The 21,588-nt window shown below is 59.9% G+C and carries 21 protein-coding genes; 15 read left to right on the top strand and 6 right to left on the bottom strand.

Features of this window, described 5'->3' with window-relative positions; all coding sequences use genetic code 11:
- Nucleotides 1-45: 45 nt before the first annotated feature.
- Together PAF18_RS09695 and PAF18_RS09700 are read right to left on the bottom strand one after the other, a co-directional pair.
- Nucleotides 46-1,041 carry an ABC transporter substrate-binding protein gene (locus PAF18_RS09695; RefSeq protein WP_271115539.1) on the bottom strand — a complete coding sequence of 332 codons (996 nt, stop codon included), beginning with the start codon at nt 1,039-1,041 and terminating at the stop codon, nt 46-48.
- Nucleotides 1,042-1,608: 567 nt separating this feature from the next.
- Nucleotides 1,609-3,234, bottom strand: coding sequence for a hypothetical protein (locus PAF18_RS09700; protein WP_090616917.1), 1,626 nt, complete (start codon nt 3,232-3,234; stop codon nt 1,609-1,611).
- Nucleotides 3,235-3,515: 281 nt separating this feature from the next.
- Between PAF18_RS09700 and PAF18_RS09705 the strand changes: the two genes are divergently transcribed.
- From PAF18_RS09705 to PAF18_RS09745, 9 genes are all read left to right on the top strand, one after another.
- Nucleotides 3,516-3,839, top strand: coding sequence for a HigA family addiction module antitoxin (locus tag PAF18_RS09705; protein WP_012171781.1), 324 nt, complete (start codon nt 3,516-3,518; stop codon nt 3,837-3,839).
- Complete coding sequence (locus PAF18_RS09710) at nt 3,836-5,566, top strand: site-specific DNA-methyltransferase (protein ID WP_170851944.1); 1,731 nt, start codon at nt 3,836-3,838, stop codon at nt 5,564-5,566. Before PAF18_RS09705 ends, PAF18_RS09710 begins: the two co-directional genes overlap by 4 nt.
- 4 nt (nt 5,567-5,570) lie before the next feature.
- Nucleotides 5,571-8,162 (top strand): DEAD/DEAH box helicase, encoded by a 2,592-nt coding sequence (locus PAF18_RS09715; RefSeq protein WP_090616919.1) that lies wholly within the window; start codon nt 5,571-5,573, stop codon nt 8,160-8,162.
- A 158-nt stretch (nt 8,163-8,320) separates the two neighbouring features.
- Nucleotides 8,321-10,615, top strand: coding sequence for an ATP-dependent nuclease (locus PAF18_RS09720; RefSeq protein WP_090616921.1), 2,295 nt, complete (start codon nt 8,321-8,323; stop codon nt 10,613-10,615).
- A 49-nt stretch (nt 10,616-10,664) separates the two neighbouring features.
- Nucleotides 10,665-12,551 (top strand): UvrD-helicase domain-containing protein, encoded by a 1,887-nt coding sequence (locus PAF18_RS09725; protein WP_271115540.1) that lies wholly within the window; start codon nt 10,665-10,667, stop codon nt 12,549-12,551.
- Nucleotides 12,552-12,798: 247 nt separating this feature from the next.
- Nucleotides 12,799-13,326 carry an antirestriction protein ArdA gene (locus PAF18_RS09730; protein WP_090616923.1) on the top strand — a complete coding sequence of 176 codons (528 nt, stop codon included), beginning with the start codon at nt 12,799-12,801 and terminating at the stop codon, nt 13,324-13,326.
- A gap of 194 nt (nt 13,327-13,520) precedes the next feature.
- On the top strand, nt 13,521-13,736 hold the full coding sequence (locus tag PAF18_RS09735; RefSeq protein WP_081650884.1) for a transcriptional regulator domain-containing protein: 216 nt from the start codon (nt 13,521-13,523) through the stop codon (nt 13,734-13,736).
- Nucleotides 13,737-13,782: 46 nt separating this feature from the next.
- Complete coding sequence (locus PAF18_RS09740) at nt 13,783-14,301, top strand: DUF2285 domain-containing protein (protein ID WP_090616925.1); 519 nt, start codon at nt 13,783-13,785, stop codon at nt 14,299-14,301.
- A 52-nt stretch (nt 14,302-14,353) separates the two neighbouring features.
- Nucleotides 14,354-15,235 carry a hypothetical protein gene (locus tag PAF18_RS09745; protein ID WP_090616927.1) on the top strand — a complete coding sequence of 294 codons (882 nt, stop codon included), beginning with the start codon at nt 14,354-14,356 and terminating at the stop codon, nt 15,233-15,235.
- An 8-nt stretch (nt 15,236-15,243) separates the two neighbouring features.
- Here PAF18_RS09745 and PAF18_RS09750 read toward each other — a convergent pair whose 3' ends face one another.
- The 4 genes from PAF18_RS09750 to PAF18_RS09765 all read right to left on the bottom strand — a co-directional run bounded on the left by PAF18_RS09750 (nt 15,244) and on the right by PAF18_RS09765 (nt 17,063).
- Complete coding sequence (locus PAF18_RS09750) at nt 15,244-15,555, bottom strand: hypothetical protein (RefSeq protein WP_139208252.1); 312 nt, start codon at nt 15,553-15,555, stop codon at nt 15,244-15,246.
- Nucleotides 15,552-15,962 carry a hypothetical protein gene (locus tag PAF18_RS09755; RefSeq protein WP_024353478.1) on the bottom strand — a complete coding sequence of 137 codons (411 nt, stop codon included), beginning with the start codon at nt 15,960-15,962 and terminating at the stop codon, nt 15,552-15,554. Before PAF18_RS09755 ends, PAF18_RS09750 begins: the two co-directional genes overlap by 4 nt.
- Nucleotides 15,949-16,662, bottom strand: a complete 714-nt coding sequence (locus PAF18_RS09760; RefSeq protein WP_024353479.1) for an HNH endonuclease — start codon at nt 16,660-16,662, stop codon at nt 15,949-15,951. The genes PAF18_RS09755 and PAF18_RS09760 overlap by 14 nt, the downstream gene beginning before the upstream one ends.
- Before the next feature lie 101 nt (nt 16,663-16,763).
- A complete protein-coding gene (locus PAF18_RS09765; RefSeq protein ID WP_434802214.1) occupies nt 16,764-17,063 on the bottom strand; it encodes a DNA -binding domain-containing protein in 300 nt (99 codons plus the stop codon).
- Between the two features lie 457 nt (nt 17,064-17,520).
- On the opposite strand from PAF18_RS09765, the gene PAF18_RS09770 reads away from it, so the two are divergent.
- The 6 genes from PAF18_RS09770 to PAF18_RS09795 all read left to right on the top strand — a co-directional run bounded on the left by PAF18_RS09770 (nt 17,521) and on the right by PAF18_RS09795 (nt 21,289).
- The gene (locus PAF18_RS09770) at nt 17,521-17,790 is read left to right on the top strand and encodes a helix-turn-helix transcriptional regulator (RefSeq protein ID WP_024353481.1); all 270 of its coding nucleotides are present in this window, start codon (nt 17,521-17,523) and stop codon (nt 17,788-17,790) included.
- Nucleotides 17,791-18,933, top strand: a complete 1,143-nt coding sequence (locus PAF18_RS09775) for a replication initiator protein A (RefSeq protein ID WP_271115541.1) — start codon at nt 17,791-17,793, stop codon at nt 18,931-18,933.
- Complete coding sequence (locus tag PAF18_RS09780; RefSeq protein WP_090612829.1) at nt 18,930-19,448, top strand: DUF2840 domain-containing protein; 519 nt, start codon at nt 18,930-18,932, stop codon at nt 19,446-19,448. The genes PAF18_RS09775 and PAF18_RS09780 overlap by 4 nt, the downstream gene beginning before the upstream one ends.
- Nucleotides 19,445-19,990 (top strand): S26 family signal peptidase, encoded by a 546-nt coding sequence (locus PAF18_RS09785; protein WP_271115542.1) that lies wholly within the window; start codon nt 19,445-19,447, stop codon nt 19,988-19,990. Before PAF18_RS09780 ends, PAF18_RS09785 begins: the two co-directional genes overlap by 4 nt.
- A 34-nt stretch (nt 19,991-20,024) precedes the next feature.
- The gene (locus PAF18_RS09790) at nt 20,025-20,360 is read left to right on the top strand and encodes a DUF736 domain-containing protein (protein WP_271115543.1); all 336 of its coding nucleotides are present in this window, start codon (nt 20,025-20,027) and stop codon (nt 20,358-20,360) included.
- 254 nt (nt 20,361-20,614) lie between these two features.
- A complete protein-coding gene (locus PAF18_RS09795; protein WP_271118102.1) occupies nt 20,615-21,289 on the top strand; it encodes a lytic transglycosylase domain-containing protein in 675 nt (224 codons plus the stop codon).
- Nucleotides 21,290-21,588: the final 299 nt, after the last annotated feature.

Consider the following 21,588-nt stretch of genomic DNA (forward strand, 5'->3'; position numbering starts at 1 on the left):
ACGGCCCGGCGTTGGTTCCGCCGGGCCGCGAAGTTCTTCTGCACGTCAGATCGCGTCGCGAACCTTGTCGGCGATGTCCTCGCTGACCCACGCGCTCCAGACATCCTCGTGATTTTCGAGGAAGTACCACGCACCGTCTTCATTCGTCGCCTGATTGTCACCCATCCAGGCGAGCAGGCTGTTGACGGTGTCGTTCGACCACGCACGCTTGCCGAGATAGTCCATCGTGACGGCATTGCTCTCGGCAAATTCCTTGGTGACGGCAGTGAACACGTCCGAGCGCGGCCATTCATTCAGCTCGGGCTCCGGGCAGTTGTTCACGACAGTGCAGTTATCCCACTGCTCGCGGTTGTGCTCGACCCCTAGTTCCAGCCGGGTCATGTCATATTTGCCGAGGATTGCGGTTGGCGCCCAGTAATAGCCAAGCCAGCCCTCATCGCGGTTAAAGGCACGCGCGATCGAGCCATCGAGCCCCGCTGCCGAACCCGGATCGACGAGTTCAAAGCCTTTTTCCTCGATGCCGAGCGCGCGGGTCTGGTTCTGGGTGATGATCTGGCAGGCCCAACCCGACGGGCAGCCGAAAAACGCACCCTTGCTTTCATCTTCCGCACCCGGGAACAGATCGGGCTGCTCCAGCGCGTCCTGAATCGTCACGATGTCATTGGCCTCGGCCAGTTCGGTCGGAACCCAGAAACCTTCGACGCCGCCATCGGTGAGGATTTCCGACGCGATGATGATGCGGCCCTCGTCCACGGCGGCATCGAGCGGGATCTTCACCGCATTGACCCACAGCTCCGGCGCGACATCGGGTTCGGCCTTTTCATTCATCGAGGTAAAGGTCGGCACGGTATCGCCCGTCACCAGCTCGACATCGCAGCCATAGCCCTCTTCGAGGATGATCTTGTCCACCCAGGCGGCGAGTCCCGCCGAGGCCCAGTTCATCTCGGCAATGGTCAGATCGCCGCATTCTTCCTGTGCAAATGCCGCAGGCGCAGTCGCCATCAGGCCCAGAAGCGCGAGGCCGGTTTTCGGAAATGTCATGTGATACCTTTCATTCGGTCTATCGTCTGGACCCGAAGGCCCGGCGATCAGCCGCCCGAAAGCGGCCGCAAGCAGAGTTGCTTGGAACCGAGTATAGGGGCTTGGACGGGCTTTGTCACATCGCCGCCCTCTCAATTGCTAAATATCAGTGATTTGTCTTGGATTTCCAGTTCACTCAGATGACCGTTCACAGCCCATCGGCGATCGCCAGCCCCTTCGACAGCCGCTAAGACGCGCGACATTACCAAAATGAAGAGAATCTGGCGCACCGCGCCAGGTGAAGATGACAACTACGTTTACTCCATAGCCCTATAAGTCCGGGTTCGAGAATCGACAGGAAACCAATGGTACTACAATGGGTTCCGGTCTATTCGTTTTCACCATGTGTTTCTACGGACCCGGCGCTACAGCGCCGGGACATTGTCACTAGCGGCTCTCCACAGCGCAACGAATAGCGCGTTCGCTTCGGGCCAGCAGTTTGTTCAGGCATCCATGACTTGCGGCAGCCAGCGGTTTTCAGCGGAATTTATGTGGCTATCGGCGGCAATTCGGATCTTGGGCTCTAGGTCACTCGGCGGCGTCCAACTCGTCATCCAACGAGACGACTTCAATCGCCAGACCTTTGAACTCAGGCGGTTTAGATTTCGTAGGAGCCATCCATGACTGCACTTTTCCTGCGGCCTCGTCGGCTTCGAATTGCTTGGCGACTTCGGCAAGCGGGTGACGGAAGAAATGCTGGTTGAGAGCGTCGGCAAGGGCCTTCTCTTTGCCCGCCCTCGCCAGCGCCAGAACCGCATCGCCGTCCTTCCAGTCGATCTTCGCCTTTACGCGGCGGACCTGTTCCTCTTTCAGTTTCGCCAGCGCATCAGGTGCGATGCTGCCACTCGTCCAAATTTCGAAGCGCTGCTCTGCCTCGCGTAAATACCCGTGCTGAGCGTAATGAGCGCGGAATGTGGGAATCTTCGCGAGCCATTCCTCCACCTCTGCCAGACTCAACACACCGCCCGGCTCCTTACCTTTGCATTCAATGGCCGTGACGATTGCGTTCTGGTTCGTGATCGTCTGAACGTCGATATCCGCTGTCTTCCCGGTGCTCGGGTCTTTGGCGGTGACGCCCATATCCATCGTCATGGCTGTGCGCCTTGCAAGATAGCCCGCCACCATCTCAAACAGGATGCCCCGAAGGTTCTTGTTGCGTCCTTCGATATCAAACAGGTTGTTCAACAGCATGGTGAGGCGTTCGGGGCTCGATGACGAATATTTCGCGGCATTCTTGAGCACTTCGCAGAGCGAGGCGATTGCCTCCCCGACACGCCTCCCGAACAGGTCTTTGGGGGTTGCCAGCATAACGCCCGCCGCATGTCCTGCGGTCATTGCTTCGCCCGTGAAGCCTTCCGCGACGATGATCGACAGAATGCCGATATCCTTGAAGCTGGCTTTGAGAACGCGAGCTTTGCGGATGAAGAACTGAATCTCATGGACGGTCAAAATGCCTTCGGCGAAAACGTCCGCCACAACGAAACCCGGTTTGCTTGCCGATCCCTGCAACGGTAGGAGATAGCTCGGCCCGGCAAGATCGAATGCGAAAGGCCCGATCGGCTTCAAGTCTTCGTCGCCCCGGATGCGGATGGCGTTGTAGCTCGCGAGGCCAATTTTTCGGCACCATTCGCGCAGGCCATCCAGCAAGACACGTTCCGTAATGTCCCGCGCCCGCATGGCAGCGGGTGTGCCCATGGCCAAGCTCGGAGCCGTGCGGAAACAGCGGCCATATTCCGGGTCGTGGAATTCCTTGAGGAAGTCGGACTTTATGAGACGGCTGGCGACCGTATCAGCCGGGACTTGCCCGGTCTTAGGCCTGACCGTCGCACCGCTTACAACCGCGAATTGCTCGACAGGAATTATGCCGCCCCGAGCGATCACGCCGTCGATAGCCGCCGCCGTAATCGAATTGGTTTCGCGGAGATCGCGCAGGAAATTTTGCCAGAACCGTTCGCCGTTGCGGTCCTTCTCCAGATAGAGGAACGCCTCGCGTTTAGGCAGGAGCGGAACAGGAAAGCTGCGGACCGGCGGCTTGGCTCGCGATACGCGTTGACGCGCTGCCTCTGCGGATAAACCAGATGCGACAAATGCCTCAACGATCCGTGAGGAACGTGAGGGACCATGCTCGGAAAGGTACTGCGCAACGCTGGTCATAGGGCATGTCACACTACTTAATTTATTAATTCAACTACCTTCACGGCCACGTTTTTCGACGATGTGTTCAGATTTGTTTTAAATCAATGGCTTAGATGGCTGTTTCCGGGACCGATTTTTTGGTCTCTGTCACAATGGTTTTTGGGAGGCGGGCTTTTGGCCTGCTTTCGCGCCCGAAAATAGGTGCCTGGCACCGCCATGTTCCGTAAAGCGTCACTTTACAGGAAACGTTACGTCCGATACGCTGCATCCGAATCGATGAACATTCAACGGGCAGCGCGATGACCGATGAGCATGACCTTCGGCTGAAGACGCCCGCCCATCCTGGCGGTTTCGTCAAGCATGAGGTGCTGCAACCGCTCGGCTTGTCCGTGACCGAGGCGGCAGAGGCGTTGGGGGTTACGCGACCGGCCTTGTCGGCGCTTCTGAACGAGCGTGCGCACCTGTCGCCGGAAATGGCGATCCGGATTGAAAAGGCCTTCGGCGTACCGATGGAGACGCTGATGCGCATGCAGAACAGCTACGACATTGCGCAGGCCCGCAGGCGGGAAGCGGAGATCAAGGTCGAGCGATACACAGGAATGAATACGAAGGGTCGAGCATGACGGAGCTGAGTTTCAAGGGCAAAGAGTTTGTCTACAACCACCATCTGGCGGTGCCCTTCCGTCCGCTTGTGCCCGATGAAAGCAAGGGCATCGGCCCGGTTGCGCTTGACGGCAATCTCGTCATTCACGGCGACAATCTGCACGCGCTGAAGGCGCTCCTGCCGCTTTATGCGGGCAAGGTAGATTGCGTGTATATCGACCCGCCCTACAATACCGGCAAGAGCGATTGGTCATATAACGACAAAGTCAATTCGCCGGTGATTCAGGAATGGCTCGATAGCAATCCAATCACCGTCGATGACACGCTTCGGCATGACAAGTGGGCGTGCATGATGTGGCCGCGCCTTCAGCTCTTACGCGACCTCATGAAGCCGGGGGCAGTCATTTTTGCGAGCATCGATGATAACGAGGTCGCTCTGTTCAAGCATCTTCTGCACGCTACATTTGGAGACAATAACAATCCGAAAAGCAACCCTCATCTTGGCACCATTATCTGGAAGAATGCGACAGATAATAATCCAACGAATATCGCAATTGAACATGAGTATGTTCATGTCTTTTGCTTGGAGCGGGATGGCGTTGCACCTATCTGGAGTTCTCCGTGGTCGGACCTGAAAGATTGCCTTCTTGCGAAGGAACAGGAGCTTTTGGCCGCCAACTTAAGCGATGATGAGCTTTCATCACAATATACGGAATGGTTCAGACTGCATAAGCCGCAACTCGGCCCCTTGCAGGAGTATAATCAGATCGACCGGGGCGGGATTTTCACTGCCTCGCGAAGCGTCCACAACCCGGGCCGTGAGGGTTATCGCTGGGATTTAGTGAATCCCAAGACCCAGAAACTGGTGCCGCAACCGCTCATGGGATACCGCTTTCCTGAAGACACCCGCGACGAGTTGCTTGCGCAGGACCGCATCATTTTCAGCGACGATCCCGATCAGCTCATCCGCCTCAAGACCTACGTGAAGGACTACAAGGAGAAGATGCCGGGGATCATTGAAATAGATGGTCGGCGCGGCGCGAATGAGCTGAAAAAGATTTTCCCAGAGTCGAAGCAAGCCTTCAAGAATCCAAAGACCTACACGCTTATTGAGTGGCTTCTTTCATACACCGCTGGCCCGGATGCTGTCGTTCTCGACTCATTTGCTGGCTCCGGAACGACGGCGCAGGCGGTCATGAAACTGAACGAGAGGGATGCCGGAAATCGGAAGTTTATCCTTGTCGAAATGGAAGATTATGCCGACGAACTGACGGCAGAGCGTGTTCGCCGCCTTATCCAGGGCGTTCCGACTTCAAAGGACGACGAGTATAAAGCCGGCCTCGGCGGCACCTTCACCTATTGCACTCTCGGCGATCCCGTGGAGCTGGATAAGGTGCTGAGCGGTGAAACCCTGCCGCCCTATGCCGGTCTCGGCGCGGCACTGTTCCACATGGCGACCAATCGCGCGCTCGATCCCGCAGCCGTGCGGGAGGATGATTTCTATCTCGGTGCCATAGAAGGCCAGCATGTCTGGCTGATCTACAAGCCCGATCTCGACTGGCTGAAATCGCCGGAAGCGGCCCTGACGCTGGCGCGCGCCAAGGCATTCGCCGCCTCCGATCCGGACAAGCGGCACCTTGTCTTCGCCCCGGCGCGGTTCGTGAGCCAGAAGATGCTGGCGGAACAGAACATCCCCGTGGAGTTCGTGCCGCTGCCCTTCGCGCTCTACCGGATAGATCGGAGCTGACGCCGTGTTTCGCCAGCTCGATTATCAGGACCGCGTCATCAAGACGCTCGACGACTATCTCGACCTTTTGAAGGAAAAGAAGGCGCGCGCCGACAAGGTGGCGGCGCTTGCCGCGCAAGACCCGGACCTTGGTCTTGCCACTCCGGATTTCGCGAAAGAGGCTTGGGAAGCGATGAAGGCGGCGGGGAAGCTGCCCGCTTCCCGCGCCGCGATTCCGTTCTCGCCGCGCATGGACGGCTGCGAGCGGCCCGTGCCCAACGCCGTGCTGAAAGTGCCAACCGGCGGCGGTAAGACATGGCTTGCCGTCTCCGCCGTCTCGCGGGTGATGGGCCGCTATCTCGACCGCAACACCGGTTTCGTCCTGTGGATCGTGCCGAACGAAGCGATTTATACGCAGACGCTCAAGCACCTGAAGGATCGCCAGCACCCCTACCGTCAGGCGCTGGACCGCGCAGCGGCGGGGCGCGTGAAGATCATGGAGAAAACCGACCGGCTCGATGCGCGGGACGTGGAAACCAATATCTGCATCATGCTGCTGATGCTGCAATCTGCGAACCGTGAGACGCAGGATTCCCTGAAAATGTTTCAGGACCGGGGCGACGTGCACGGCTTCTTCCCGCCCGAAGGCGAACAACAGGCGCATCAAGCCGCCATCGACCGCACGCCGAACCTCTCCGCCTATACCGGCATGTTCCCGTTGGTGAAGGATTCCCTCGGGAACGCCCTTCGGATCATTCGGCCCGTGGTCGTGATGGATGAAGGCCACCGCGCCATTTCCGATCTCGCTTTCGGCACGCTTTACGGATTCAACCCGTGTTTCGTGCTGGAGCTGACGGCCACGCCGCAGGATGTGCAGCCGCGCGGCGGCCGCAATCCGCGCGAAGGCCGCTATGCCAATGTGCTGGTGGAAGTGACGGGGCGCGAGCTGGACCGTGAAGGCATGATAAAGATGCCGCTCAACCTTGATCCCCGGCAGGGCAATGACTGGAAGGCGACGCTGAACGCGGCGCTTGCCAAGCTCAACGCGCTCGATGCCGAAGCCCGGCAACTGCGGGCCGATACGGGCCGCTATATTCGCCCGATCATGCTGATCCAGGTCGAGCGCACGGGCGCGGATCAGCGCGAAAGCGGCCATATCCATGCGGAAGATGTAAAAGACTGGCTCCTGACGGCGGGTTTCGACCAGGCGGAAATCGCGATTAAAACCGCCCAGCAAAACGACCTCAACGATCCCGAAAATCAGGACCTGCTCTCGCCCACCAACCGCGTGCGGGCGATTATCACGAAACAGGCCCTGCAAGAGGGCTGGGATTGCCCCTTCGCCTATGTGCTGTGCAGCCTTGCGGCCAGCGCCAACCTCAAGGCCATGACCCAGCTTGTCGGCCGCATTCTCCGCCAGCCCGGCGCGCTCAAAACGGACGTTGAAGCGCTCGATGAGTGCCACGTCATCACGCATCACGCCGATACTGCGACGGTCGTCGGTGCCATTAAAGACGGCCTCGAACAGGACGGCCTCGGCGATCTGGTCCTGCGCGTGACGCAGGACGACAAAAGCGGGACCGGTAAGACTGCCCGCACGATCAATCGCCGCCCGGCTTTCGCCTCCACGGAAATCTACCTGCCCAAGGTGATGGTGGTGGAAAGCGGCGACGCGCGCGAGCTGGACTACGAGACGGATGTGCTTTCCGCGCTCGACTGGCGGGGCTTCGATCCGCAGGACATCGCGGATCGGGTGCCCGAAAACGCACAGGCGGCGGAAAGCCAGCTCCAACGGATCAGGCTTGCCGAGGACGGCGACGAATTGTTCGTCGGCGAGACTGTCGCCGCCAACGCGGAAATCCTCGCCTTCGATCCGGCGCATGCCGTCCGGATGATTTCCGACATCGTGCCGAATCCCTTCGTCGGCCGCGAGATTGTCGGCGCGACGGTTGCGGCCCTGCGGGCGCGGGGCTTCGATGACGCGAAGCTCGGCCTGCTCGCTAGCCTGATCGTGGAAGAGCTGCGCAAGGGCCTCGAAGCGGCGCGGAACGCGCGCGCCGAAGCCCTGTTCAAGGCCGAGGTAGCGGCGGGACGCATCCAGTTTCGCTTGCGGCTCGATGGCCGCAACTGGCGAATGCCGTTCAGCATCGAAACGACGGAACCGGAAAACGCGCGCCAGCTCCTGAACCGCGCGGGCGGCCCGCTCGAAAAGAGTCTTTTCGCGCCGGTCTACGAGAACGAGCTGAACAGCGACGAGCGGGATGTGGCGGTCTATCTCGACGGCGAAAAGACGCTGGCCTGGTGGCACCGCAATGTCGCGCGGACGCAATACGGCATTCAGGGATGGAAGAAGGCCAAAATTTATCCGGATTTCATCTTCGCCGTGCAGCGCGATGGCGAAGCGAAGCGGATCACGGTGCTGGAAACCAAGGGCGACCAGCTCGACAACCTCGACACGGCCTACAAGCGCGAGACGCTGTCGTTCCTCTCGGAGCATTTTGAATGGGACGAAGCAACGCCGGTCGGCGAATTGGAACTGGTCAAACACGGCGAGACCGTCGGAGGCACCTTGATCCTGATGAGCGAATGGAAGGCGAAGCTACCTGCGTATCTCTGACTGAACAGAATTTGTCAGATGGTGTAGTTACCGAGCCGCGAGGGATACGCGCTGCATGCAGTAATCCCTTGCATTCTTACAATACACCGCCACAACGGCGTGCAATTAAGATTCCGACGTGGGTTATCATCCGTTAGACTTCGTGGTGGGGGAACACGATGCACCTACATTCCTATCGACTGAGAAATTTCCGGCGGCTTCGGGACGTGCATATCGAGCTTGCGTCCGACATCTCCATTTTCGTTGGGGCGAATAATAGCGGAAAAACCTCCGCGACGCAGGCTATGCAGATGTTTCTCTCGGGTGGCAAAGACGCTTTCTCGCTGTATGATTTCAGCTCGCACGCTTGGCCGCTGCTTGATGAGATCGGCGAACGAGAGGGCGACATCGCCGAGGCTGAGTTTCCGACCGTCTCGCTCGATCTTTGGTTCGAGGTGGGAGCCGAAGACCTCTATCTTGTCATCCCCATTCTGCCCTCGACCGCTTGGGCCGGGACGCTTGTGGGCGTCCGCGTCGAACTCGCGCCCAGAAACATCACGGAATTGATCCAGCGTTATCGCACCGCTCGCGACGATGGTCGGGCCAAAGCGGCGGCGCTGGTCGGCGGCGCAGGCGATTATGTGCCTTGGCCAAAATCGCTATCGGCTTACCTGCTTAAAGAACTGAGACACGAGTATGAGCTGCGATATTACGTCCTCGACCACAGGCAATTTGATGCGAAGTTTCAGGCGGTGGAGGGGTATCAGCCGCTGCCGTTGGGGAACGAGCCCGGCGGCAGTGCTGTACTAAAATCGCTCATCAAGGTAGATTTTCTCAATGCACAGCGGCACCTTGCGGACCCTTCAACAGCTTCCGGAAGCGGCCGTTCGGAGGATTTGTCGAAGCGTCTGAGTCGCTTCTATCAACGCAATCTCGATCAACGTCAGGACGATCATCAGGCGCTCAAAGCGCTATTCGAGTCTGAGGTGGGCCTCGACAAGCATCTCGCGGAGGTTTTTAAAGGTACATTGGAGCGGTTGGGGCGTTTGGGTTATCCCGGCCTCAATAACCCAAGGCTCGAAATCAAGTCGGCCCTGAACCCCGCGTCCATCATGACGCAGGATGCGCGCGTCCATTACATCGTGGGCGAAGCCGCGCAGACGATCATGCTGCCCGACACCTACAATGGCCTCGGCTTCAAAAACCTGATCTATATGGTGGTCGAAGTGCTCGACCTTCAGGAGCGCTGGAAAGCCGAAGAGGAGAAGCGTGCGCCTCTCCATCTCATATTCATCGAGGAGCCAGAAGCACACCTTCACGCGCAGCTCCAGCAGGTTTTCATTCGCAACATACTCGACTTGCTCGTCATTCCGGGCGAGGCGGGAGGATCATTCGCCACACAAGCGGTCATTACGACCCACTCGCCGCACATCCTGTACGAGCGTGGCTTTCAGCCGATCCGCTACTTCCGGCGCGATTTGGTCGGAAACGATCAAGTCACTGAAGTGCTCAACCTCTCCGCGTTCTATGCGCAGGAAACCGAACACCGCGATTTCCTGCAAAGGTATCTCAAACTCACCCACTGCGATTTGTTCTTCTCTGACGCCGCTGTGCTCGTGGAGGGCAATGTCGAGCGATTGCTGCTCCCGATCATGATATCAAAGGCGGCGACATCGCTGCGATCCTCCTGCATTTGCATTCTGGAGGTGGGCGGTGCCTTCGGCCATAAATTCAAATCGCTGATCGAATTCCTCGGGATCGTCACGCTGATCATCACCGACGTAGACAGTGTTACCTTGTTGCCTGCTGATCATGACGGCGATGATGACGACGATGACGAGCTGGAGATCGAAGTCGAGGCCCTTGAGGTGGACGCTGCCAACGATGTCGATGAACTACTCGGTGGTGATGCTCCGGCCGCCCAAGCTGGCGATGCCGCCGATCCTGCCCCCGCCCGTCGTTACGGAAAAAAGTGCTTGCCCGGTGTAGCCGGGGCAGTCACCTCCAACCAGACTCTCGTGAAATGGCTTCCGGCCAAGCTGTCGATCGACGAGCTTTTCGCAGCACCGGAGCAAGAGAAAGAAACGCCGGCGGATGTGACGCCCCGTGTCCGCGTGGCATATCAGACGCCCGTTCCAGTCGCATGGAATGGTCAGAACGTAGAGCTGGCAGGTCGGACGTTGGAAGAAGCGTTCGGGTTGGAAAACGCCGAATGGTGCCAGAGCGCGGAGCAGAGGAAATTGGGGCTACGCCTCCGTGGTGCACTAGCGGACCCGGCGGCGTTGGCAGCCGGCCTTCACAAGAGGGTCAGCGGCGATAAATTCGACAAGACCAAGTTCGCGCTTGGCGTACTTACGGCCCGACCGGAAGAGTGGCAGGTTCCGACGTACATCCGTGACGGCCTGGTTTGGCTTAAGGCGCAGGTCGATCTCGAAGTTGAGGCCGAACTGGAAGGTGGTGTAGTCGGTGAGTAGCCGCGCTCAACAGCCTGACACACAGGCCGACGTAGATCTTCGGCTGTGCTTGGAATCTCAGCCGCCGACCAGTTTTAACATGGTCGCCGGCGCGGGGTCGGGCAAAACCACTTCGCTGATCAAGGGGCTCGCCTCGATCCTTGCCATCCATGGCGAGCGTTTGCGACTACGCAGGCAGCGCGTGGCCTGCATAACCTATACAGAGATCGCCGCCGGAGAGATTTGGGCTGACGTGGGAAACAATCCTCTCGTCCACGTCTCCACGATTCATAGTTTTCTTTGGTCGATCGCACGCGGCTTCCAACAAGATATCGCCGCTTGGGTTGCAAACAGGATCGACGAGCGGATCACAGAATTACAGCACGATGCCGCCAATTTTGGCCCACGCGTTCAGCAGAAAACGCGAGACAAGAACGCCCACGATATAACGCGCTACGAGCAGCAGCGTGAGGCTATCACTCAAGTTCGTAGCTTCACTTATGGAACAGGAACTGACTACGCCAAAGGTATCCTCGGCCACGATGACATTATCAAAATGGCTTCGCAGTTGATGATTCAACGGCCGCTTTTCCGAACTCTCGTCGCACAACAATTTCCGTTTGTTTTCGTGGATGAGAGCCAAGATACCTTTCCCATTATTGTCGAAGCATTGATGGCGGTCCAGCGGCAGGAGCAGGCCCGCTTCTGCCTCGGGTTCTTCGGCGATCCGATGCAGCGCATCTATCCCACCGGCATCGGCACAGTTCCCAAACCCGACGATTGGCGGGCGATCCCCAAGCCGGAAAATTTCCGTTCGCCCACCTCGATATTGAATCTCGCAAACGCCATTCGGCGTGAAGGTGACGATCTGGTTCAGATTGGTGGCCGAAAGAAAAAAAACGGTGATCAGGAAGTGCCGGTGATCGGAACGGCGCGATTGTTTGTCTTGCCGACAGATGCTCATCGCGACGAACGCGTGGCGCAGGTTCGGGCGTGGATTGCGAACGCAAACGATGACGAGTTGTGGCAGCCCGCCGACGAGAACGACCCGGTTAAAATGTTGGTGATCGTGCATCGCATGGCAGCGAAGCGATTGGGGTTCGGCGATCTGTATGCGGCGCTCAACGATAAGGCGCCTGAGGCCTTCAAGAATGGCTTTCTGGACGCGTCCGCCTGGCCGCTGCGCCCGTTGGTGTCGTTTCTACTGCCGCTTGCGGAGGCTGTTCGGGACGGGCGAGACTTCGAGACGATGCGGCTGCTTCGGCTCCATTCACCGTTGCTAGAAAAGGCCAACCTCCAAGGCGTGAACATCGCCGAGAGGCTCAATGAACTTCAGGCGGTGAGCAATCAGGTCGGTGAGCTGATGGGACCTCAGTCGCAGGCTACCATTCGTGACGTGCTGACTCTTGCCAAGGAAAGTCGCTTGGTAGAGTTCGACCCGCGCCTGTCCGCTTACCTTGAGGATGTTGCTGTGAACGAGGCCGAAGTCGAGGCCGAAGTCGAGGCCGATGACAACGTAGACGAAGGCGAGGAAGGCCTTTCAAACGAGATCAATTCAATGGCCGCGTTCCTAGCCTGTCCGGCTAAGCAGCTTCGACCCTACCAGGCTTACGTTAACGACGAATCGCCTTTTTCCACGCAGCAAGGCGTGAAAGGGGCCGAGTTCGATCGTGTGCTCGTCGTCCTCGATGACGAGGAAGGCACGCACTTTCAATTCTCCTACGAGAAATACCTCGGATTGAAAGAGCTTTCTGCGCGAGACAAAAAGACTTTGCAGGACGGTGGCGAAACAGGCGTCGAGCGGACGCGGAGACTTTTCTACGTTTGCTGCACACGCGCGCGGCAAGACTTGGTCGTTATCCTTTTCGTCGCTGATCCCGCAGCGGCGATTGCGCATATTCGCGGGCTCGGACTATTTCCAGAAGCGGATATTCTCTCGCAAGATGCGCTCGCTTGACTGAATCGAGAGCCAAGCCAGATGAGCCTGCGAGCGTAATACTGAATTATACCCTTTCATAGAACTTAGGGCTCCGCCCTCGGCGCACTTCGAGAGGCTTCCGCCCAGCTTCCTACGCGCGTACCGCGCTCCGTGCAGCCGGTTCCCCGCGAAGCCTCACTCCGTTTGCACACCCGGTCTCGGCGACGGCCAGAAGGTCAGGCGCGGCGTTCCGCTTCGCTGACCTTCAGACCCGAGGATCAGAGATATGACCAACGTATCCGACAGCAGCCCCCGCATTTATGTCGCCTGCCTTGCAGCTTACAATAACGGTTTTCTGCATGGAGCTTGGATCGACGCGGATCAGGACGCGGACCAGATCAGGGACGAGATTGCCGCGATGCTTGCCCGTTCTCCGGTCGAGGAAGCGGAGGAATACGCCATTCATGACTATGAGGGCTTCGAGGGCGTCAGCATCTCCGAATATGCGGGCATCGACAGCGTGGCGCGGATGGCCGCCTTCATCGCAGAACACGGCGCACTAGGCGCGGGCCTGTTGGAGCAGTTCAGCGGCGACATGGACCAAGCCGAAACCGCCTTGCAGGATTGCTATCATGGTCAGTTCGCCAGCCTCGCCGACTACATGGAGGAATTGACCACCGAGAGCGTCACGATTCCCGAGGCACTACGCTACTATGTCGATTGGCAGGCGATGGCGCGCGACGCTGAGATCGGCGGCGACCTATTCACCATCGAGACGGCGCAGGGCGAGGTGCATGTGTTTTCAAGCAGATGAGATCATGTCTGCCTGCCTGTGCTCATACAGGCAGGCATCTCGAAAGCTACGGCTGTCGCCAAGCTAAAAACACCAAAGAATTATCGGATTAGCCGCTCAAGGTATCTGCTTTGAGCGGGTTCTATATTTCCAGTGATCCTTGAACCTCTTTTTGCCGGGCGCTGCCCAGCATCCCGGCTTGGGGAGGTGACGCCATGCTCAGCATCGATTGGCGATCTCCGGCGGCATACGGGCATACAAAGCACATCCCTGCCGCTGGTTTCGCTTGGGAATATTTGCGCCGCAACGAAGAATATCGTCGGGACTACCAGACCATCGCATCGACCGGAAGGGCGGCTGCCCGCGCCCTTGAAGCGTTCGCGCATCGCTGGGGGTTGCGATTTCCCGTGCGATCCGGACGCGCCGCATGATAGGCAATCGCCGATCTGGAGTCCGCGCCTTCAACCGCAAGCCGTGGTGTTGTCGCCGGTCGATCATAAGGACGACGATACCGAACCGACAATGACGTTGGCGCATCTCGACGGCCTCGACCTGCGCCGCGCTGCCGACGGCTGGCACGGCATATGGCATGTGGATGGCATCGCGCACCAGTTCTGGCTACCCGAGGCGATGCCGGACGCGGCCGCCTTCTATGCCGTGACCCTGCCGATGGATTCCTTTCTGGAACTTCGTGCTCACGCTGTCCGCCGGTTCTGGCGTTCCCTTAACGGCCGTGCGCCCGGTCCCGATTTCCGGGCGGTCCCAGCCCAGCTCCGGCAATGGCATATACTGTCGCTACGCGCGCTCGATGCCCGGCTGCATGGCGAGAGCTATCGCGCCATCGCCGAAGTCTTGCTCGGCTTTCGCGGCACCAAAGAGGATTTCGAGAGTGACCCGCGCAAAAACAAGGCTCGCCGGTTAGTCGCCCACGGCGTCAGGATGATGCGCGGCGGCTACCGCCTGTTGCTCCACTATCCAATCAAGCTTCCGAAGTGAGGCCAGAGCAACTATATTCAGAAAGCATCGGCGCTGTTGGGAGAGCACGTTTATGGCGGATGACGATAACAGTGACGGTGACGGAGGGGAGGATACCCCTGGCGCTAAAGGTCTGGATATTTCCAAGCTCATGATCGGCGGCATGCGACCGCCTGCAATGAACGATACGGTTCGCAAGGCTATTGAGGGTATAGAGCGCCAGACACAACCCTTCCGTGACTTGCAGGACAGAATTACACCGCAGTTGAACAGTGTCACCGCAGCACAGAAAGCGATGGAAACATCTCTCGGGCCATTGCGTGATCTTGAAGCCCGCATGAAGACCCTTGGCGGCATCGCTGGAGAGAACTCATCTTTGGGTCGCCTAGCTGAGCAGATTGGAGCACAGAAAAGCGCCATTGATGCGATGCGTCTGCACGAAACTGAAATACCCCGCATTCCTGAGCTTCCTCCTATTCCGCCGAACCCGATCTTTGAGACCAACAGGCGGCTTGAGCGGATAGAAGAGCGCTTCGAGCAGATGCAAGTCATTGCCACCGACGCTGCCGAGATTGCCACGGGACTTCAAGGAGCTGCCGCTGAGTTCCTCCAGAAATTCGAGAAAGCGGCAGCCGACAATGACCGCACCGCAGCCCGCGCCATCTGGATCGGCGTAGTCGCGGTATTCATTGCTGTCGCTATGCCTGCCGCGCAGATCATCTATTCGGAATATCGCCGCGAACCGAGCAATGGGGCCGAGGTTCAAGCGGCGCTTGAAGCCATGCAGTCTGAACTTACTACCATGCGCAACGCTCAGACCGTTGCCAACGACCAATTGACTGAGGCGCTTGCCACGTCCGACAGCGAGACTGCCGCAATCCTGCGGGATATTCGTGGACTCCTCGCCGGGGAAGGTGCGTCGACCCCGGCCGCGAGAGACGAATCGCCACGATAGGACGTGACCTATCGCGCACCTAACTTATGAAGCTCAGCGTCTAGTGCCGTTAAATCGACGTTGAAGTAATCTTCACGGATCGCCCCAAGACGCACTGCCCCCGCCGTCTTAATGAACTCAAAATGTGCCTCTTCTGCTTCCGAAAGCATTGTTATGTGTGCCCGATCTATGGATTCAGCGAGTCGCCTCTTGCACTCGATGGCTAACTGGCAAGATGCGAGATCGGTGCCTTGATGCACTATTAAAAGATCAACATCACGAGGTGCTTTCGCATCGTCAAAAGCCGATCCAAAACCATAGATAGTGACGCTGTGCGTCACAGCCAGCCTTGCTTCTGGAAGTATTCCTCTTCCATTTCGGTGAGGTGGAGCCAGTAATCATCGCGGTGTAACGCGCCCATGAATTCCCCGATCTTGAACAGTCCGACATTGGAATCGCGACAGTGCCGCTTCGCATCCGGGGAGTATCCGCACCACGCGGAATTAATGACTACGGCATTGACCTCGCCAAGCTGTTCGATAGTTTCGATATATTCCGCGATCCCAAACGCATAGCATTCACAGATAAACACGCGGAGCGTGTCACCTTGCCTTCTCTCCAATGTATAGACGCCGTTGCCCTCACGAGTCAGTGAGACAACCTTCCCATGGCGACCCATCTGCCCCTCAAAGTAATTGTAGTGGCCGTAATGGCTGGTCCAAGGAAAGGTTTCGCTATGCGCCGCCATCGGCAAGCCCCCGAATGAGATCATCAAATTCCATAGGGAAGCGTTTCACCGCTGCATACGGAATCGCATCCTCTACCCATTGTTCATAGCTGCGCACATGCAGGAAGAAGGCCGCAACCACCCCCTGTTCGTCCGCGTCGAACAGAGATCGGTGCTCTTCAAGCAGCACTGCAATCTTCCGGTTATTAGGAATTATTACTGATAGACGCTCCGACATCCACACCGCATGCGCCGATTCATTGTGAGGCTGCGTTCGCGCTAGCTCAGAAAGCGGGCCATACTGCGCCCAAGACTGCCTGTTCTCTTCCAACAGCGGCAGAATTGCGCGGGCAATATCTTGCTTGGTAGGCATGGGGTCTTGGTCCAAGCGTTCGAGCACCCGTGCTTCGTGCTCTGCCTTCATCGCATGCAGAATCTCGACCGTATAGACGGCTTCATTTTCCTTGCGGTCGATCAGCGTGTGATGCGTTGGGCAGAGCAGTATTAGGTTTTCATAGTCGTCCCGCTGGGAGTCCGTCTGGCCCACATCATGACGATTGGCCCCCGGCTTGTCTCCGCAGATATGCGCCATCTCACCCAGCGTGTAGGGTGCAGCGTCTTCTGCCTCATGGTAGCATAGACGTTCCCAACAGCCGGCAAAGGCGCAACGACCGCCAGCCGCTGACCAGAGAATCTTGACTGATTTCTGAGTGATCGCCATCACATCTGAATATCATGGCCTACAAAAACATCTATCCATAGGTTCACAGTTTCATGTCTCACGGCGAGCTAACCTGATGATGCAGCCCCGAAAAGCACACGTCAGCCACCGGACTCATTAGCTGCTGCCTGTTTTAGAATCTTCCGATAGCCATCACGCGATAGCCATTGCGCGCGTTCGAGATGGCTTTGCCAGCAACGATAAGTCCGAAGTTCATAGGCGACCGGATCGCGGTGCAGCACGATCCGCGCGACTTCCTTCCAGTCTGCGCCCTCGGCCTTCGCGTCCAGCAAGCGCAGGTAGGTGACGTAGTGCCGTTCGTCATAGGCGGTTATGGCGTTGCCGGTCGGCGCTTCATCATCCACATCGGGATCGAGTTCGACGGGAGTTCGCATAGTCATTCCCCGTATCCGAGAGAGCTTTGTCTGCGGTGCGCCCCCGCAAACGATTCTCTCTGACTCTTGGTGATCGGGGAGTTCGAAACCGCTGTTACACGGCCCCATGGCCTTTAGCTCGGAAAGCCTGTTGTATACGCCACAGGCTCCCCGACCATAGGTCAAGGAGTGCGGTGCCGTAACGGCCGGCACCAAACGGTAACAGAGGGGTTTCGACGCCCCGGAGCAGCGCGTCTGCTCCGCTGACATTCTTAGCCGAACAGCGCTCGAATGTCTTCGCCTATTCAACGCCACAGGCGATGAGCCGCTGAAATCCCTCATCTGTTGGCCGCGCACCGCCCCGAAGGGGGTGCCGCCAGCGCATAGGCGCAAATGCGGCACGCTACGCGCCGCCGATCCCTCGCCATGGTCCGCCACAGTCCGCTGCCGCCACCGGCAGCCCAATCCCGACTGGAGGTGATCCATGCCCAACCCGCTTGCGGGACTGCCGCCGCGCCTGCTGCGCACCAAGGAAGCCGCGCGCTTCCTCGGCATATCCATCAGAACCCTTGAGAAACATCGGACCTACGGGACCGGGCCGACCTATCGCAAGGTCGGCGGCCGTGTCCTCTACACCGTTCGCGATCTGGAAGACTGGAGCGCGGTCGGCGAGCGCAAATCCACCCGCGACAAAACCGCCGGCACCGTATTTCCCGCGCGTCCGCTCACGCCCGAAGAACGGGGCGACTGCTAGATGCTGCGCGAGGACGATCACGACCCCGCATTGCCGGGCGAGGACAGCGAGCGCAGCCGCCTGGACCCCTTCGTGGTCGCAACGGGCGACGCGCCGCCGCGCGACCAGCGCGACTTGATGGAACGGCCGTTTTTCTCGCTGGCGAAGACCCCGCGCAACAAGCCGATTCTCTACAAGGCCGCCGACATAGAGGTGCAGGTGTTCGGGATGCCCGAGCACGGCATGGCGACCATATGGGACGCCGATGTGCTGATATGGGCGGCCTCGCAGATCGTTGCGGCCGAGAACAACGGCCTCACCACTTCGCGCTTTGTCCGGTTTACGCCTTACCATCTGTTGCGCGCCATCGGGCGGCCGACCGGCAACCATCAATACCGGCTTCTGAAAGCCGCGCTGGCGCGGCTGCAATCGACCGTCATCGCCACCACCATCCGCAACGGCCCGCATTGGCGTCGCCGGCAATTCTCATGGATCAACGAGTGGGAGGAAATGACGACGCGCGCCGGCCGCGTCGAGGGCATGGAGTTCGTCCTGCCCGAATGGTTCTACAACAGCGTCATCGACCGTTCGCTGGTCCTGACCATCGACCCGGCCTATTTCCGGCTGACTGGCGGCATCGAGCGATGGCTTTACCGCGTCGCCAGAAAGCACGCCGGGCACCAGCGCCACGGCTGGATTTTCGAGGTCGCGCATCTTCACAAGAAATCCGGCAGCCTCGCGCGGCCGTCCGACTTCGCGCTTGACCTGCGCCGCATCGCGGCCCGCCAGCCACTCCCCGGCTATCGGCTCCGGATCGAGCGGGAAGACGGCCGCGAGCTGCTGCGCATCCGCCCCGAAAAGCTGTCAACAGGCACTGTTGATAACCCTGTTAATGCCATCGGCAGATCAGGCGCACGGGGTATCGGCACATCAGGCGCACCACTATCGGCAGATCAGGCGCACGAACCGCAGCTAACACTTTGGCCTGAAACGCGGAATCCGACCGCTAACTTATCTAACAGAGAATCTAACTCTTTTTCTTTGACGCGCGCGCAGGCGAAGCCTGGTGCCGGTTCCTGCCCGAAGGGGCGAGCCATGACGGCCGCCGGGCTCGACGCGCTGCGCCCGCGCAGCCCCCAGCACATCACCGGAGACGAACAATGACCCGTCGCGCCCATCGCAGCGCGCACGGCCGTCCGCTGCCGGACGGACCTGCGCCCTTCACAACATTGGTCGAGCTGACCTTCGAGAAACGCAAGGTCGAGCACTGGATACGCTTCGGCCGCAAGAGCTACGAGCAGATCATCGACCGTCGCCGGAGTGTCGTCGGCTTCGCGCCGGGCAGCGTCTTTGCCTTCGTGCGATGGGCGAAGGGCGAGCACGGCACTGTCGTTTCGCGCATCGACATTGTGCGCGCCATCGGCCGGGGCGAGCCGTTCCAGACATTGCCCTTCGTGCGCCCCGGCGGCGAAATCCTGTTGCGCCTCGATAGCTGGCCCAAGGTGCAGCGCGCGCTTGCCGCCATCGACGCCGTGGAATCGCTCGGCCTCGATCCGGCCGATGCCTCGCCGGAGCATTGGCGACACGTCCACAACCGTTTGACCGCCAATCTGGAAGCGCACGCCTACACGCCCGAGCGACATGCCGCGTGGCTTCATCGCCGAAGGATCGACCCATGACGCGCCGCCGCACCCTCACGGTGACGGCGCTCGCCGTCATCGGCATCGCCGCCGCAAGCGCGGTCGAGACGCCATTGAGGCTCATCTGGAACGCCACCGCCAGCGCGCCCATTGGCTTCTACACCGTCGAGCCGGCAGACCGGATCGACGTGCCCGAGCTAGTCGCCGTCATGCCGCCCGAACCGCTCGCCGCGTTCATGGTCGAGCGCGGCTATAGCGCGCGAGGCGTCCCGCTCTTGAAGCGCGTCTTGGGCCTGCCCGGACAGCAGATTTGCCGCACCAACCGCACGATCACGGTGGACGGGATCGAGATGGGCGAGGCGCTGGAGCGTGACAGCCTCGGCCGCGATCTGCCCGTCTGGCAGGGCTGCCGCGTCATCGGCGACGGCCAGCTTTTCCTCATGAATTGGGAAGTCCGCGACAGCCTCGACGGCCGGTATTTCGGACCTATCCCCGCAGCTTCCGTCATCGGCCGGGCGGTCCCGCTCTGGACCGATGAGGAAGGCGTCGGCCGCTACGAGTGGCGCGCGCCGACCCACTAAACCACCCCCCGAGAACCAACCACAGGAGATTTCCATGGCAGAGATAGGCACCTTCACCCGCACCGAAAGCGGCTATGCGGGGGAGCTTCATTCGTTCGGCCTCCGCGATGAGCTGTTCATCGTCCCGGCCAAGCCGAGCGACGCAAAAAACGCGCCCGATTATCGCGTGCGCCTCGATAGCGAGGGCGGCCCGGACGCCGGCCCCGCATGGAAAGACTCCAGCGAGAACGCTGGCGACTTCGTGTCGATGCGATTGGAGGGGCCAATCTTCCCGTTCCCGATCCGCGCCAAGCTGTTCCAGTCCAACGACGATCCTTCGGTCTGGACCCTGCGTTGGAAGCACGCCCGGAAGATCGAGGACGAGGAATGACGGCCGCGCGCGGCCGGCCCGCCATCCGGTCAAAGATCGGCATCCCTTTGTTCGCGGAAAAGCCGTCTCATCCCTTCGTCCCGCTCGGCGACCAAACGGCCGGCGCGCGCAGCGAAGGTCAGGGGCGGCCATCGGCCGGCGCTTGCGCCTTGCCCTTGACCGCAGCGAGAACGCTGGCAGGCTGGCGGCGAAGCGGAGACAGGCCGGCATGGCATTATGCCGTCCTGCTGCTGGCGGGGGCGCTATCCGTCTGCATCGGATCGGGCGTCGCCGTTGCGCAATCCGCGTCGGTCGAGCGCCCGGCCGCTGCCCATCCGTATGCGGCGCACATCGCCGAGGCGTCGCAGCGTTCCGGCATCCCCGAGTACTGGATTCGTGCCGTGCTGCGCGCCGAAAGCGCGGGCGATGTGCGCGCCATATCGTCGGCCGGGGCGATGGGATTGATGCAGGTGATGCCCGACACATGGGCGGGCCTGCGCGTCCGCCATGGCCTCGGCCGCGATCCCTACGACCCGCGCGACAACATCCTCGCAGGCACGGCCTATCTGCGCGAGATGTTCGACCGCTACGGCAATGTCGGCGCGATGCTTGCGGCCTATAACGCCGGCCCCGGCCGCTATGACGAGCACCATGCGACGGGCCGCCCGCTTCCCGCCGAGACACGCGCCTATGTTGCCGCACTCGCCCCGATCCTTGGCGGCGCGGCTCCATCGGATGCGTCGTTGCAACCACCGGCACCGCCGCCCGACTGGCGCGAGGCACCGCTGTTCGTCATGCGCCCGGCCGACATGCGAGCGGCCGCCGCGCCGCCGTCCGAGGTGCAAACAGGCGACGGCCGCGCGACCGTTCCGGCGCGCGATCCCGCCCGTGCGGAGCCGCAGGACGGCAGCATTTTCGTGGCGAGCGCCAGCGATGGGAGAACGCCATGAGGGCGGCGTTCCCGCGCTCGGCGGCTTTGGTTTCGGCATCCGGTCGGGCAGGTTTGCGCCCGGCAGGATTCCCGGCAGGAGGGGCAGAAAAGACAGAAAGGGCGGAGGGCAAGATTAAAGAAGACGGCACCATGTCGGGCCGCTTCTGGAAATTATTGTTGTCTGCACACTGGTTAGGTGCCCGGTTCCGGCACCATGGTTTTGAGGGGCCGCGTGCCGCGATTTCGCGCAAAGCCTTGGCTTTGCAGGGTTTCGAGCGGCACCATAGGCCCATATCGGCCTGTTTTCGGCGGTTTTCG

Origin of the sequence: Paracoccus sediminicola, from assembly GCF_027912835.1 — a bacterium.
GTDB classification, from domain to species: Bacteria; Pseudomonadota; Alphaproteobacteria; order Rhodobacterales; family Rhodobacteraceae; genus Paracoccus; species Paracoccus sediminicola.